The sequence below is a fragment of the Planomonospora algeriensis genome, assembly GCF_977012225.1.
Genome location: NZ_CDRNDK010000159.1, coordinates 1 through 13038, shown reverse-complemented (window position 1 = coordinate 13038; position 13038 = coordinate 1). Strand labels below are relative to the sequence as shown.

11 protein-coding genes and 3 pseudogenes are annotated in these 13038 nt (G+C 71.3%); 8 read left to right on the top strand and 6 right to left on the bottom strand.

The features are described from left to right. The 6 genes from ACWJ6R_RS17825 to ACWJ6R_RS17800 all read right to left on the bottom strand — a co-directional run. A partial coding sequence (locus ACWJ6R_RS17825; protein WP_449063295.1) for a hypothetical protein occupies window positions 1-810 on the bottom strand: 810 nt, incomplete at its 3' end. 3 nt (window positions 811-813) lie between these two features. Beyond that, window positions 814-2100, bottom strand: coding sequence for a Gfo/Idh/MocA family protein (locus ACWJ6R_RS17820; RefSeq protein WP_449063294.1), 1287 nt, complete (start codon window positions 2098-2100; stop codon window positions 814-816). Window positions 2101-2257: 157 nt separating this feature from the next. Next, on the bottom strand, window positions 2258-3532 hold the full coding sequence (locus ACWJ6R_RS17815) for an ABC transporter substrate-binding protein (protein WP_449063293.1): 1275 nt from the start codon (window positions 3530-3532) through the stop codon (window positions 2258-2260). A gap of 45 nt (window positions 3533-3577) precedes the next feature. Continuing rightward, on the bottom strand, window positions 3578-4441 hold the full coding sequence (locus tag ACWJ6R_RS17810; protein ID WP_449063292.1) for a carbohydrate ABC transporter permease: 864 nt from the start codon (window positions 4439-4441) through the stop codon (window positions 3578-3580). After that, window positions 4425-5387, bottom strand: a complete 963-nt coding sequence (locus tag ACWJ6R_RS17805) for a carbohydrate ABC transporter permease (RefSeq protein ID WP_449063291.1) — start codon at window positions 5385-5387, stop codon at window positions 4425-4427. The genes ACWJ6R_RS17810 and ACWJ6R_RS17805 overlap by 17 nt, the downstream gene beginning before the upstream one ends. A gap of 366 nt (window positions 5388-5753) precedes the next feature. Beyond that, the gene (locus ACWJ6R_RS17800) at window positions 5754-6749 is read right to left on the bottom strand and encodes an aldose epimerase family protein (RefSeq protein WP_449063290.1); all 996 of its coding nucleotides are present in this window, start codon (window positions 6747-6749) and stop codon (window positions 5754-5756) included. A 399-nt stretch (window positions 6750-7148) separates the two neighbouring features. Between ACWJ6R_RS17800 and ACWJ6R_RS17795 the strand changes: the two genes are divergently transcribed. From ACWJ6R_RS17795 to ACWJ6R_RS17760, 8 genes and pseudogenes are all read left to right on the top strand, one after another. Beyond that, on the top strand, window positions 7149-7721 hold the full coding sequence (locus ACWJ6R_RS17795) for an NAD-dependent epimerase/dehydratase family protein (protein ID WP_449063289.1): 573 nt from the start codon (window positions 7149-7151) through the stop codon (window positions 7719-7721). Further along, window positions 7718-8032, top strand: coding sequence for a hypothetical protein (locus ACWJ6R_RS17790; protein WP_449063288.1), 315 nt, complete (start codon window positions 7718-7720; stop codon window positions 8030-8032). Before ACWJ6R_RS17795 ends, ACWJ6R_RS17790 begins: the two co-directional genes overlap by 4 nt. A gap of 141 nt (window positions 8033-8173) precedes the next feature. Beyond that, window positions 8174-9056, top strand: a pseudogene (locus ACWJ6R_RS17785) (5-dehydro-4-deoxyglucarate dehydratase). After that, entirely contained in the window at window positions 9053-10105 is a 1053-nt protein-coding gene (locus ACWJ6R_RS17780) for a mandelate racemase/muconate lactonizing enzyme family protein (RefSeq protein ID WP_449063287.1), read from the top strand. The pseudogene ACWJ6R_RS17785 and the gene ACWJ6R_RS17780 overlap by 4 nt, the downstream one beginning before the upstream one ends. After that, window positions 10093-11346 carry a Gfo/Idh/MocA family protein gene (locus tag ACWJ6R_RS17775; protein WP_449063286.1) on the top strand — a complete coding sequence of 418 codons (1254 nt, stop codon included), beginning with the start codon at window positions 10093-10095 and terminating at the stop codon, window positions 11344-11346. Before ACWJ6R_RS17780 ends, ACWJ6R_RS17775 begins: the two co-directional genes overlap by 13 nt. Continuing rightward, a pseudogene (locus tag ACWJ6R_RS17770) lies at window positions 11343-11696 on the top strand (DUF6807 family protein); the annotation flags it as partial. The gene ACWJ6R_RS17775 and the pseudogene ACWJ6R_RS17770, both read left to right, overlap by 4 nt. A gap of 212 nt (window positions 11697-11908) precedes the next feature. Further along, a pseudogene (locus ACWJ6R_RS17765) lies at window positions 11909-12217 on the top strand (DUF6807 family protein); the annotation flags it as partial. A gap of 160 nt (window positions 12218-12377) precedes the next feature. Continuing rightward, window positions 12378-13038, top strand: a 661-nt coding sequence (locus tag ACWJ6R_RS17760; protein ID WP_449063285.1) for a rhamnogalacturonan acetylesterase, incomplete at its 3' end; no start/stop codon positions are given.

Below are 13038 nucleotides of genomic sequence, written 5' to 3'. Positions count from 1 at the left end.
GACAGGCCCGGCGGCGGCGACGGCCCCGGTGTCGGGGCGGGAGCGCAGGTAGGCGGCGGCGGCCAGGTCCTCCCCGGCGACGACGCCGGCGAAGGAGGTGCCCAGCACGGTGCAGTACTTGGCCAGCACGTGCTCGTGCCGGGCGGCCGCCGCGTCGTAGCGGTCGGCTGCGCTGAGCCCGGCCTCACCGGGGCAGGCCTCATCGAGCCCTGTCTCACCGGATCCTGTCTCACCGGAGCCGTGTCCGGTCCCGCCGGGGCCGGGCGCGGGGTTGCCGCGGACCCGGGCGGGCATGTCGGCGAGCGGGACGCGGCGGCTTCCCCAGCCCAGCACGTCGGGGACCAGTACGGTGAACCCGCGCCGGGCCAGCTCCCCCGCCCAGGCCCGGCCGCCGTAGAGCTCGGCCCGGAGCCGGGCGACCTCGGGGGAGGGGCCCTCCGGGCCGTCGGCGATCTTCTCCTTGCCGGCCCACTTCATCCCGGCGTGGCAGTGCAGCGCGAGCACGCCGGGCAGCGCCGCGCCGCCCGCCTCGCGGGGGCGCAGCACGTAGGCGCGGGTCCGGGGGCCGAACCCGACGTCCCAGGAGACCTCCTCGCCGGCCAGGCCGCCCGCCGTCCAGGTCCGCTCGGTGCGCACGTCGGCGGCGGTCAGGTCGAGGACGCCGACGGTGTCACGCGCCCGCTCGCGCAGCGCGGGCCCGGGGACGGGGACGGGGAACAGCCCGCGCTGCTCGATGGCCAGGCCGGCGAGCCCGGAGAACTCGCCGAGGTGCCGCAGGCGGCGCGGGCCGCCGGCAGGATCGGGCAGCACGGTTCAGCTGTCCGCCATGCGGGTGCCCCCGTCGGCCAGGCGGATCGGCCGGCCGGTGCGGATGGACTCGTTGGCCGAGGCGCCCACCATGACGCTGCGGATCCCGTCGAGGTAGCCGGCCTGCCGGGCCAGCGGGTCGCCGTCGGGACCGCGGAAGACGTCGTTCAGCAGCAGCCGGTCGCCGCCGCCGTGGCCGCCCTCGCCCTGCTCGATCGGGATCTCCCGCGCTTCCTGCCAGTGCTGGTGCAGGGTGAGCCTCTCCCAGGCGCCGGCCGCGTGCTCCTTGGAGGCGGCGGTGGGGTCGATCGCGGCGTGCGGCGGAGTCCAGGCGCGCTCGCACACCTCCAGCTCGATCCGGCCGCCGGTGCCGTTGAACACGACCCGGTAGCCCTCGGCGGGGGCGTGCGCGTTGAGCGAGTAGGTCAGCAGGGCCCGGTTGTCGTAGCGGACCAGGACCGACATGTTGTCCTCGATGGTGACGCCCTCGGTGAAGACGTCCTGGTCGCGGATGTAGCCGTCCTCGTGCTCGGCGTCCAGGTAGAGGCGCTTGAGCCGCGGGTCGGCGGAGATGTCCAGGATGAACGGGTCGCTGCCGAGGCCGGGCGCGCCCTGGCCGCGGTCGGGCCGCGCGTCGAGCTCGCGGGCGCGGGCGTTCTCGGCGCCGTAGAAACGCAGCTCGCCCTGGGCGTAGACGCTCTGCGCCGCGGCGTCCAGCCACCAGTTGACCAGGTCGAAGTGGTGGGTGGACTTGTGCACCAGCAGGCCGCCGGAGTTGGCCTTGTCGCGGTGCCAGCGGCGGAAGTAGTCGGCGCCGTGGATGGTGTCCAGCGCCCAGTCGAAGTGCACGGAGGTGATCTCGCCGATCGCGCCCTCCATGATGAGGCGGCGGACCGCGGAGTTGCGGGGCGAGTAGCGGTAGTTGAAGGTGACGATCAGCGAGCCGGTGCTCCGCTCGGCGGCGGCGGCGATCGCGGCGCACCCCTCGGCGTCGATGGTCAGCGGCTTCTCCACGATGACGCGCTTGCCCGCGTCCAGCGCCGTGACGACGTAGTGGGCGTGCGTGGCGTCGACCGTGGCGACGACCACCGCGTCGCACAGCTCGAGCATCTCGGAGAAGTCGTCCGGCGCGAAGCAGGGCACCTTCTCCCCGATGCGCTCGGCGTAGTAGTCCATCCGGGTCCGGTTGGTGTCGCACAGGGCGACGATGGTGCCGGTGTCCCGCCAGTCGCCGAGCAGCGCGTCGACGTACATCTGGGCGCGGTGGCCGAGCCCGACGAATGCGTATCTCAATTTCCTTCTCCCCGATGGTGTGCCGTACGGCCCGAGCGCTCCCGGACGGGCCGTACGGCAGGCGTGAGGGTGTCTCCCCGACGGTGGCGGCGCACCGGCGGGGGGCGGGTCCGGCGCCGGACGGCTCAGCCGGGACCGGACCCGCCCCCGTGACGGATCAGCCGGAGATGGCCGCGTTGGCCTCCTCGAGGAACTTGGTGGCGGCCTCTTCGGCGGTCTGCTGACCGGCGGTCACGGCCTCGGTGTAGCGCTTGATGATGTCCTCCATCTTCGAGGCGCCCTTCGGAGGAACGATCGCCTGGGTGAGCTCGCTCTTGATCTGCCCGATGAAGTCCACGCTCGCCTGGTCGGCCGGGGTCAGCTTGCCCTTGATCGCCTCCAGGACCTTGGCGTTGATCGGCAGGCCGCGGTCGCTGAGCAGGATGCCGCCGGCCTCGGGGTCGTTGAGCAGGAAGTCGACGAACTTCTGCGCCTCGGCCGGGTGCTCGGTCTTGCTGGAGATGGTCCAGTGCATGGCGGGCTGGAGGAACATGCCGTTGCTGCCGCCGCTCTCCAGCTTGGGCATGCGGAGCATGGTCAGCTCGGAGCCGGAGACCTTGGTCAGGGTGCCGAGCTGGTTGCTCCACCACATGCCGAACGCACCCTTGTTGGTGCCGATCAGCGACTGCTCCACACCGCCGGCGATGATCTCGTTCATCTTCGCGGCGTCGGGCGAGGCCTTGGTCTCGATCATCTGGGTGAAGTTGCCCCACCAGGCCTTGAGCGTGTCGGGGGTGATGCCGAGCTTGCCGTTGTCGTAGAGCTTCTCACCGCGCTGCGCGGCGTAGATGGTCGGGTAGGTGGGGTTGTTGGAGGTGTACTCGGTGCCGTAGTACTCGCCCTTGCCGGCCTCGCTGATCTTGGCGGAGAGCTTGATGTACTCGTCCCAGGTCCAGGTCTTGTCGTCCGGGAGCTCCACGCCCGCCTTGTCGAGGACGGACTTGTTGGCGTACATCGCGAAGACGTTGACGCCGGTGGGGATGGCGTACTGCTTGCCGTCGACCTGGTTGGCCTTCAGCACCTCCTGGTCGAGGTCGGCGGTGTTGACCTTGCCGCCGAGGTCGAGGAGGGCGCCCCGGCCGGCGTACTCGGCCAGACCGCGGATCTCCAGGGTCATGACGTCGGGCGCGTCGTTGGCCGCGACCTTGGTGGCCAGCGACTCGTAGTAGCTCGGCCAGTCGGAGAACTCGCCGACCACGTCGATGGTCGGGTTCTTCTTCTCGAACGCCGCGATGACCTGCTCGGTGAGCTTCTGCCGGGAGTCGGAGCCCCAGTAGGAGAAGCGGATCTTGACCTTGCCGTCGGCGGCCTCGCCGGCGTCGCCGCCGCTGCCGCAGGCCGCCAGGGTGAGGGCCGCCACCGCGAGCAGGGCCGCGGTCTTGAGAGAGCGCATCTCTCGTCCTTCCTCTTGTTCGTTCACAGGGGGGGTTGAAGAGGACTACTTGAGACCCGTGGTGGCCATACCGCGGATCAGGTACTTCTGGCCGGCCAGGAAGAATCCGAAGATCGGGCCGAGAGCAATGATCGACATGGCGAACATCGGGCCCCACGACGACTCACCGCTGGAGTCCAGGAAGGTGCGGAGCGCCACCGGGACGGTGAAGTTGTCGGGGTTGTTCAGGTAGAGCAGCTGGCTGAAGAAGTCGTTCCACGTCCAGATGAACGTGAAGATCGCCGTGGTGGCCAGCGCGGGGGTGCAGAGCGGGAGGATGACGCGGAAGAACGTGCGCCAGTATCCGGCCCCGTCGATCGAGGCGGCCTCGTCGAGCTCGCGCGGGAGCGTCCTGATGAACTGGACCATCAGGAAGATGAAGAACGAGTCGTGGGCCAGGAACTTCGGCAGGATCAGCGGCCAGATCGTGTTGATCATGTCCAGCTGCGCGAACATGATGTACTGCGGCACGATCACCACGTGCAGCGGCAGCATGATCGTGCCGATCATGAGCGCGAACCAGAGCTTCTTCAGCGGGAAGTTCAGCCGGGCGAAGGAGTAGGCGGCCAGCGAGCAGGCGGCCAGGTTCCCGACGACCGACAGCGCCGTGATGAGCGCCGAGTTCCACAGGTAGTAGCTGAACGGGTGGGCCAGTGCGGTCCAGCCCTCGGTGTAGTTGTCGAAGGTGATCTTGCTGGGGAGCAGGCCGGGCTCACGGAAGATCAGCTCTTCCGGCTTGAGCGAGCTGGAGATCATCCACAGCAGCGGGTAGAGCATGACCAGGCCGAAGCCGATCAGCAGCAGGTGCTTGGCACCCCGGGAGAAGCGGCGCCGGTACAGGACCGGATTCCGGCTACTTGCTGTCGCCATAGAAGACCCAATACTTGGACGCGAGGAAGTTGACCCCGGTCAGACCGGCGATGATGATCACGAGCACCCAGGCCATCGCCGAGGCGTAGCCCATCTCGTAGTGCTTGAACCCCTTGAGGTAGAGGTAAAGCGTGTAGAAGAGCGTGGAGTCGTTCGGGCCGCCCGTGCCGTTGCTGACGACGAACGACTGGGTGAAGGACTGGAACGACTTGATGATCTCCAGCACGAGGTTGAAGAAGATGATCGGCGTGAGCAGCGGCAGCGTGATCGACTTGAACTGGTGGAGGGTTCCGGCGCCGTCGATCGCGGCGGCCTCGTAGTAGCTGCTCGGGATCTGCCGCAGGCCGGCCAGGAAGATGACCATCGGGGCGCCGAACGTCCACACGTGCAGCAGGATCAGGGTGCCCAGCGCGGTGTCGGGGTTGTTGACGTAGCTGGTGCCCTCGATGCCGAAGATGGCGAGCACCGCGTTGACCAGGCCGTCGGCGCCGAAGATCTTCCGCCAGAGGATGGCGATCGCCACGCTGCCACCGAGGAGGGACGGCAGATAGTAGATCGACCGGTAGAACGACAGGCCGCGCAGGCCGCGGTCCAGCAGCAACGCCAACGCGAGGGCGAAGCCGAGCTGGAGCGGGACCGAGACGACCACGTAGATCGCGGTGACCTTCAGCGAAGCCCAGAACCGGGGGTCCTCGGTGAACAGCTTGGTGTAGTTGTCCAGTCCGACCCACTTGGCCTCCTCCAGGAGGCTGTAGTCGGTGAAGGACAGGTAGAGCGAGGCCACGATCGGGCCGATCGTGATCAGGAACAGGCCCACGAACCACGGGATGAGGAACGTATAGGCGGCCACCGCCTCGCGACGAGAGCGGTTGACGGCCCGCCGGCGCCCGTTCTGGGGAGCGGGGGCCGTGACTACGGGCTTCTTCAGCGACAGCGAATCAACCACGGCGATACCCCTGAACGGATCGGGGCCGGGCTTTTCTTGATTCACTCGTCATCACGGGACCTCCCGATGTGACGTGATTGGATGGCGCTTTCCTATAGCTCTGGGAAAGCCTGCGTCAACCCTTTGCAGGCGTTACTTCATCGTTACCGATATATCGTCAACAGTGTTTGCGCAGGTAGACCGGTTAACGAAAGGTTTCTGAGAATAAAGGATCTTGTAACAATTGCTTCGTTGCTACAAGCGGTTGCAGCGGTCGAGGTGATACGGCCGGTCATGGGATGAATCCATTACCGGAGGGGGATCGCCGGAGAGTCTCGCTGGAAAAATCGGTCATGAGACTCTTTCTAGCGGCAAACCAGACCTGAATCAGCCGCTGAAGCGGTAGGTCGTCGTCGAGGCGTACTCCTCCCCGGGCCGGAGCACGGTGGAGGGGTAGTCGGGCCGGTTCGGCGAGTCGGGGAAGTGCTGCGTCTCCAGGCAGAGCCCGGCGTGCCTGCCGTACGGCGTGGCGACGCCGTCGAGCATGTGCCCGGTGTAGAACTGGACCCCCGGCTCGTCGGTCGTCACCTCCATCACCCGGCCGCTCACCGGCTCCTCCACCCGCATCACGCCGCCGGGCCGCAGCGCGTAGCAGTGGTCGTAGCACCCCTCCAGCCGGGCGCCCACGGCCGTCGGCCGGGTGAAGTCGTACGGCGTGCCCGCCACCGGCGCGGGCGCCCCGGGCAGGGGGATCTTCCCCTCGTCGACCGGCAGGTAGTGGCCGGCCTCGATGGTGACGACGTGGCCGAGGACGTCGCCCGAGCCTGCCAGGTTGAAGTACGAGTGGTTGGTCAGGTTGAGCACGGTCGGCGCGTCGGTGGTGGCGCGGTAGTCGATCCGCAGCTCGTCCGCGTCGGTGAGGGTGTAGGTGACCGAGGCGGTGAGCGTGCCCGGGTAGCCCTCCTCGCCGTCCGCGCTGACCAGGCTCAGCCGGATGGACCGCCCGCCGTCCGGCTCGGCCCGCCAGACCCGCTTGTCGAACCCGGTCTCGCCGCCGTGCAGGCTGTGCCCGTTGTTGTTGAGCGGCAGCCGGTGCTCGTTCCCGTCCAGGGTGAAGCGCCCGCCGGCGATGCGGTTGCCGTACCGGCCGACCACGGCGCCGAAGTAGCGGCTGCGGGTCAGGTAGTCGGCCACGGTGGGCAGGCCGAGGACGACGTCGGTCCCGTCGGGCAGCTCGATCGACTGGATGATCGCCCCCAGGGTGAGGACGCCCACCCGGAGCCGGCCGTTGGACAGCAGGTGCCGGTCCACGGCCTCTCCGGCGGGGGTGGTGCCGAACCTCGTGACCTCGGGGGTCCCGGGGGATGCGGTCTCGGATCTCACGGTGCACTCGCTCTCTGTGCCGGTCGCTGTGTCGGTCGCTGTGTCGGTCGCTGTGTCGGTCTCTGGACCGGTCGTCGTGCCGGTCTCTGGGCCAACTTCCGGGCCGGTCTCCGGGCCGGTTCCCTGGAAGGCGGGACGGGTCCGCACCCGGTGCGGGCCCGTCCCGCCCGCGGCACCGTAACGCAGGCGATCGTGCCGCTACCAGCCTTCACGGAGGGCGCTGCTGCGCTGTTATTGCGACCGGTTGTGATGATCGCTGCAAGCTTTCATCGCATATCCCCAGCTCAGAGCGGTAGTTGAAATTGCTCCCTTGACGTTTCCCGGAGTTGACGACACTGTTTGGTGCAACTGGTTGCAGTCCTCGGGCCCGCCCGCGACTGCCAGAAGGGAAAGACACCCGTGAGCAGAACTCTTGTCACCGGGAGCGCCGGGCGCCTCGGGCGCAGCGTCGTGTCCGCACTCGCCGCCGCCGGTCACGAGGTGATCGGCGTGGACAGCATGCCGGGCACCCCGGTGGACGCCGCCGACAGCCTCCCCGCCGACCTGACCGATCTCGGCGAGGCCTACGAGGTGATCGCCCGGTTCCGGCCGGACGCCGTGGTGCATCTGGCGGCCATCGCCACCCCGTTCAGCCGCAGCGACCAGGTGATCTTCCAGACCAACACGAGGCTGGCCTTCAACGTCTGCGACGCGTCGGTGGCGCTGGGCGTGGGCAAGGTGGTCGTGGCCAGCAGCCCGACCGTCATCGGGTACGGCTCGCCGACCGGCTGGACCCCCTCCTACCTGCCCCTCGACGAGGACCACCCGGCCCAGCCGTGGAACGCCTACAGCCTCTCCAAGCACGTGGCCGAGGAGACGATGCGCTCCTTCGCCCGCGCCACGACCACGACGAAGCTGGCCGCGGTGCGGCCCTGCTTCGTGATCGCGCCGGAGGAGTGGGAGGCGCGCCGACCCAGTCGGGGCACACGGTGACCGAGCGGCTGGACCGGCCGGAGATCGCCGGGGTCTCGCTGTTCAACTACATCGACGCCCGTGACGCGGCCGACCTGTTCATCACCCTCCTGGAGCGGCTTCCCGGCCTGCCGAACGGCGAGACCTTCTTCGCCGGGGCCGCCGACGCGCTGGCCCGCGAGCCGCTGGCCGAGCTGCTGCCGCAGGTCATGCCCTCCACCGCGGGCCTGGCGGACGGCCTCACCGGCACCGCCCCGGCCTTCTCGTCCGCCAAGGCCGAGCGCATGCTCGGCTGGCAGGCCAAGCGCAGCTGGCGCACCGAGCTCGCCTGAGGCGGGGCTCTCTCCAAGCAGGGCTCTCCGGAGCCAGGACAGGACCTCCCGGCACCCGGGGCAGGGGGTCCTTCCGAATCCGGGACATCCCCGACAGCAGACTTTCCCGAAGCAGAGCCTTCCCGAAGGGAACGACCGACCATGAATCTCAGCGGAGTCCTGTTCTTCCCCGTGACGCCGTTCGACGCCGAGGGCGCGCTGGCCGAGGACGTGCTGGCCGAGCACATCGCCCGGAACCTGGAGCACCGGCCGGGCGGCGTCTTCGTCGCCTGCGGCACCGGGGAGTTCTCCGCGCTCTCCCAGAGCGAGCACGTCCGCGCCGTCGAGGTGGCGGTCAAGACCGTCCAGGGCGCGGTGCCGGTGCTCGCGGGCGCGGGCGGCCGCTCGGCGCGGCCTGGAGCAGGCCCGCGCGGCCCGCGCGGCCGGCGCCGACGGCCTGCTGCTCATGCCGCCCTACCTGATGCTCGGCAGCCGCGCCGGATTCGTGGAGTACGTCCGCGCGGTCGCCGCGGAGCTGCCCGTCATCGTCTACCAGCGCGGCGCGCTGGTGCTGGAGCCCGACGCGGTGGTGGAGCTGGCCCGCATCCCCGGCGTCATCGGCCTCAAGGACGGCCTGGGCGACATCGACCGCTTCCAGCGCACCGTGCTGGCGGTCCGGCGGGAGATCGGCCCGGACTTCACCTTCTTCAACGGCCTGCCGACCGCCGAGCTGACCATGCCGGCCTACCGCGGCCTCGGTGTGGAGCTGTACTCCTCGGCCGTGTTCGCCTTCGCCCCGGAGATCGCCACCGCGTACTTCAACGGCGGCGACCTGAGCGAGCGGCTGCTGACCGAGTTCTACGCGCCGCTGGTCGAGCTGCGCGGCAAGGGACCGGGCTACGCGGTCGCGCTGGTCAAGGCGGGCCTGCGGCTGCGCGGCCTGGACGTCGGCCCGGTCCGGGCGCCGCTGACCGACCTGGCCCCCGAGCACCTGGCGGAGCTCGACGAGATCATCAAGCGCGGCCTCGCCCTGGTGTCCGAATGATCAAGGATCTGCGGACCACCCTGCGGTCGGCGCCGCTGCGCCGGCCGTGGGGCGCGGACGTGCCGTACAACCACGTGATCGTGTGCGAGGTCACGCTGGAGGACGGGCGGACCGGCACCGGTTTCTCCTGGACGCCGCAGATCGGCGCGCACGCCGTACAGGCCCTGCTGGACAACGACGTCCGCGAGGCGCTGATCGGCCTGCCCGCCCACCCGGGCGTGGTCTGGGACCGGCTCGCGGTCCACCTGAGCGAGGCCGGGCGCGGCGGGCTGGCCACGGTCGCGATGGCCGGGGTCGACCTGGCGCTGTGGGACCTGCGCTGCGGGGAGTCCTCCCTGGTGGACGTGCTCGGCCCGCGCCGGGAGAACCTCCCGGTGTACGGCAGCGGCGTCAACCTGCACTACTCCCTGGACGAGCTGGTCGAGCAGGCCGGGCGCTGGAAGGCCGCCGGGTACCCGGCGGTCAAGATGAAGGTGGGCAGGCCCGACCTGGCCGAGGACGTCGAGCGGGTCGCCGCGGTCCGCGAGGTCGTCGGCCCCGGCACGATCCTGATGATCGACGCCAACCAGCGCTGGGACCTGCACCGGGCCCGCCGCGCGATCGCCGCGCTGGAGCCGTACGGCCTGCACTGGATCGAGGAGCCGCTGCCCGCCGACGACATCGCCGCCCACGTGGAGCTGCGGCGGAGCATCGACGTGCCGGTGGCGGTGGGCGAGAACGTCTACACCGTGCACGGCTTCCGGGACCTGCTGGTCGCGGGCGCCTGCGACGTGGTCCAGCCCAACGTGGTCAGGGTCGGCGGGATCACCCCGTTCCTGCGCGTGGCCGAGCTGGCCCGCGCCTTCGACGTGCCGGTCTACCCGCACCTGCTGACCGAGCTCTCCGGGCAGCTCGCCCTCACCCTGCACCACCCCGTCATGGTGGAGCTGGTGGAGGACGCCTCGCTGTCGGATCTGGGACTGCTGGCCGCGCCGTACCCGGTGGAGATCACCGGCACGGAGCTGCGCTCGGCGGGCCGGCCGGGGCTGGGACTGACATGGGCGGAGTGACGGACCGGGCGGGCGGCCCGGTGGAAGGCACGGTGACGGGGCCGGTGGAAGGCAGGGCGACCAGGGTCGTGCTCGCGGGCGTGTACGGTCACGGCCGGTCGCACCTGGAGAACCTGCGCGGGCTGTCCGCGCGGGGGCTGGTCGAGCTGGTCGGCGTCTGCGACGTGCGCCCGGTGGAGGCCGACTGGCTGCACGGCCTGGGCACCCCCGAGCAGGTGCGCCCCGACGGCCTGGCCGGGCTGATCGAGCGCACCGGCGCCGAGGTCACCATCCTGTGCACGCCGATCAACACCCACGCCGACCTCGCCGTGACCGCGCTGGGCGCGGGCTCGCATCTGCTGCTGGAGAAGCCGCCCGCGGCCTCGCTGGCCGCCTTCGAGCGGATCGCCGCGGCGGTGCGGGGGAGCGGCCTGGCCTGCCAGGTCGGTTTCCAGAGCCTCGCCTCCGCGGCCATCCCCGCGCTGCGCAAGCGGATCGCCTCCGGAGAGTTCGGCGAGGTCCGCGGCATCGGGGTGGCGGGCGCCTGGGAGCGGCCCGCCGAGTACTACACCCGTTCGGCCTGGTCGGGCCGGCGGCGGCTGGACGGCCAGGACGTGGTGGACGGCGCGCTCACCAACCCGTTCGCGCACGCGACCGCCACCGCGCTGGCGGTCGCCGGGGCCGAGGAGCGCGGCGCGGTCTCCTCCGTCGAGCTGGAGATGTTCCACGCCAACCCGATCGAGGCGGACGACACCTCCACGGCCCGGATCCGCCTGGCGGACGGCCGGGTGATCACCGTGGCCGTGACGCTCTGCTCGACGGGGCGCACCGAGCCGTACCTGATCGTGCACGGCTCGGCGGGCACCGCCCGGCTGACCTACACCACCGACGAGCTCGACGGGATCGTCCACCCCCGGGCGAACCTGCTGGAGAACCTGGTCGAGCACGTCAGGACCGGGGTGGAGCTGCTGGTGCCGCTGGCCCGCACCGGCGCCTTCATGGAGTTCATGGAGGCGGTACGGCTGGCGCCCGACCCGCTGCCGATCGCGGACGAGCACCAGGTGCTCCACCCCGATCGGCGGGAGCTGCCCGGCGTCAAGGCGCTGACGGACGCGAGCGCCGAGCGGCTGGCCCTCTTCTCCGAGCTGGGCGTGGCCTGGGCGGACCGGGGGGGAGCCGGGCCCGCGGGAGGCGGGCGCGTGACGGGGACGGCGGGAACGGTGAGGACACGACGGAGACGGGCACGCGGGAGGCGCGGATGACGGAGACGGGCACGCCGGAGGCGGACGGCACGGCGGGAGCGGACACGCGGGAGCTGAGTGTGGCGGGGACGCCGGTCGCGTCCTACGTGTGGCGCTCCGACCTGCCCGCCACCGACTCGCCCCGGCCCTACCTGCACCCGGTGCGGACCCGGGGCGGGGTGCCGGTCACCGAGTTCCGTCCCGACGACCACGTCCACCATCTGGGCGTCAGCCTGGCCATCGCGGACGTCGGCGCGGTGAACTTCTGGGGCGGCCGGACCTTCGTCCGCGACCAGGGCGCGACCTGGCTGGACGACCACGGCAGGCAGCGGCACGACGCCTTCGAGGAGGCCGAGGGCGGATTCTCCGAGGAGCTGACCTGGATCGGGCCCGACGGCGCGACCGTCGCCCGGGAGCGGCGGACCGTGCTGGCGGTGCCGGTGCCGGTGCCGGTGCCGGTGCCGGGGGCCGGGACGGAGACGTCCGGCTCGCTCGGGGCTCAGGGGCCGGAGAGACCGCGGACGGGGCCCGGACGCCGGGCGCGGGCGGGGCCTGGGCGCTGGACTTCGCCTTCGAGCTCACCGTGCGCGAGCCACTGGAGATCAAGAGCTCGGCCTGCAAGGGACGGCCGGGCGCCGGGTACGGCGGGTTCTTCTGGCGGGCGCCCAAGGACTCGGCGGGCCTGGCGGTGTTCACCGCCGAGGCCGAGGGCGAGCAGGCCGTGCACGGCGGCGCCACCCCCTGGCTGGCGCTGGTCTCCGACGCCTGGAGCCTGGTCTTCGTCCAGGTCGGCACGGTCGACCCGTGGTTCGTGCGGGTCGCCGAGTACCCCGGCGTCGGCCCGGCCCTCGCCTGGGACCGGCCGCTGGCCGTCGCGGACACGCTGACCCGGCGGGTGGTCACGGTCGTGGCGGACGGCAGGCTCGACCGGGCGGCCGCCGCGCGCCTGGCAGAGGCCGCGGGTACGGCGGGCACGCGCACACGGCCGGAAGCGGCGCCCCGGCGGACGCGGTGGGAAGCGGCGCCCCGGCGGGCGCGGCAGGGGAGGCGTCGTGACGGTCTTCATCGCCGGGGACTCCACCGCGGCCACCTACCCGGTCACGCTCGCCCCGCAGGCGGGCTGGGGACAGGCGCTCCCGCTCTTCTGGGACGTGCCCGTGGTCAACGAGGCCGTCCCCGGGGCCAGCGCCCGCACCTCGGTCGAGCACCTGGGGATGTACCAGCGGATCATGGACGCCATCGGGCCGGGCGACCACCTGCTGATCTGCTTCGGCCACAACGACGGCAAGCACGAGCAGGGCCGCTTCGCCCCGCCGTACGGCGGCTACCAGGACTACCTGCGCCGCTACGTCCGCGGGGCCCGCGAGCGGGCCGCGCGCCCGGTGCTGGTCACCTCCGTCGAACGGCGCGCCTTCGGTCCGGAGGGCACGCACGGCCGCTACCCCGACGCGATGCGGGACCTGGCCGCCGCCGAGGGGGTGCCCCTGATCGACCTGCAGGCCGCGAGCTTCCGGCGCTGGCGGGAGCTCGGCCCCGAGGCGACCAGGGAGCTGTTCCTCTGGCTCGACCCGCATCCCCACTACCCCCGGGGCAGCGCCGACGACACGCACTTCACCGCGCGCGGCGCGATCGAGGTGGCCGGGCTGCTGCTGGCGGCGGCGGGCGACCTGCTCCCCGCCGCCGTCCGCGAGCCCGACGCCGCCGGCTGGAGTG

What these genes read in the sequence shown, in the direction of transcription:
- ACWJ6R_RS17775 (WP_449063286.1), top strand. Translation starts at nt 10,093, where the DNA reads ATGGGCGGAGTGACGGACCGGGCGGGCGGCCCGGTGGAAGGCACGGTG.
- ACWJ6R_RS17780 (WP_449063287.1), top strand. Translation starts at nt 9,053, where the DNA reads ATGATCAAGGATCTGCGGACCACCCTGCGGTCGGCGCCGCTGCGCCGG.
- ACWJ6R_RS17810 (WP_449063292.1), bottom strand. Translation starts at nt 4,441, where the DNA reads ATGGCGACAGCAAGTAGCCGGAATCCGGTCCTGTACCGGCGCCGCTTC.
- ACWJ6R_RS17815 (WP_449063293.1), bottom strand. Translation starts at nt 3,532, where the DNA reads ATGCGCTCTCTCAAGACCGCGGCCCTGCTCGCGGTGGCGGCCCTCACC.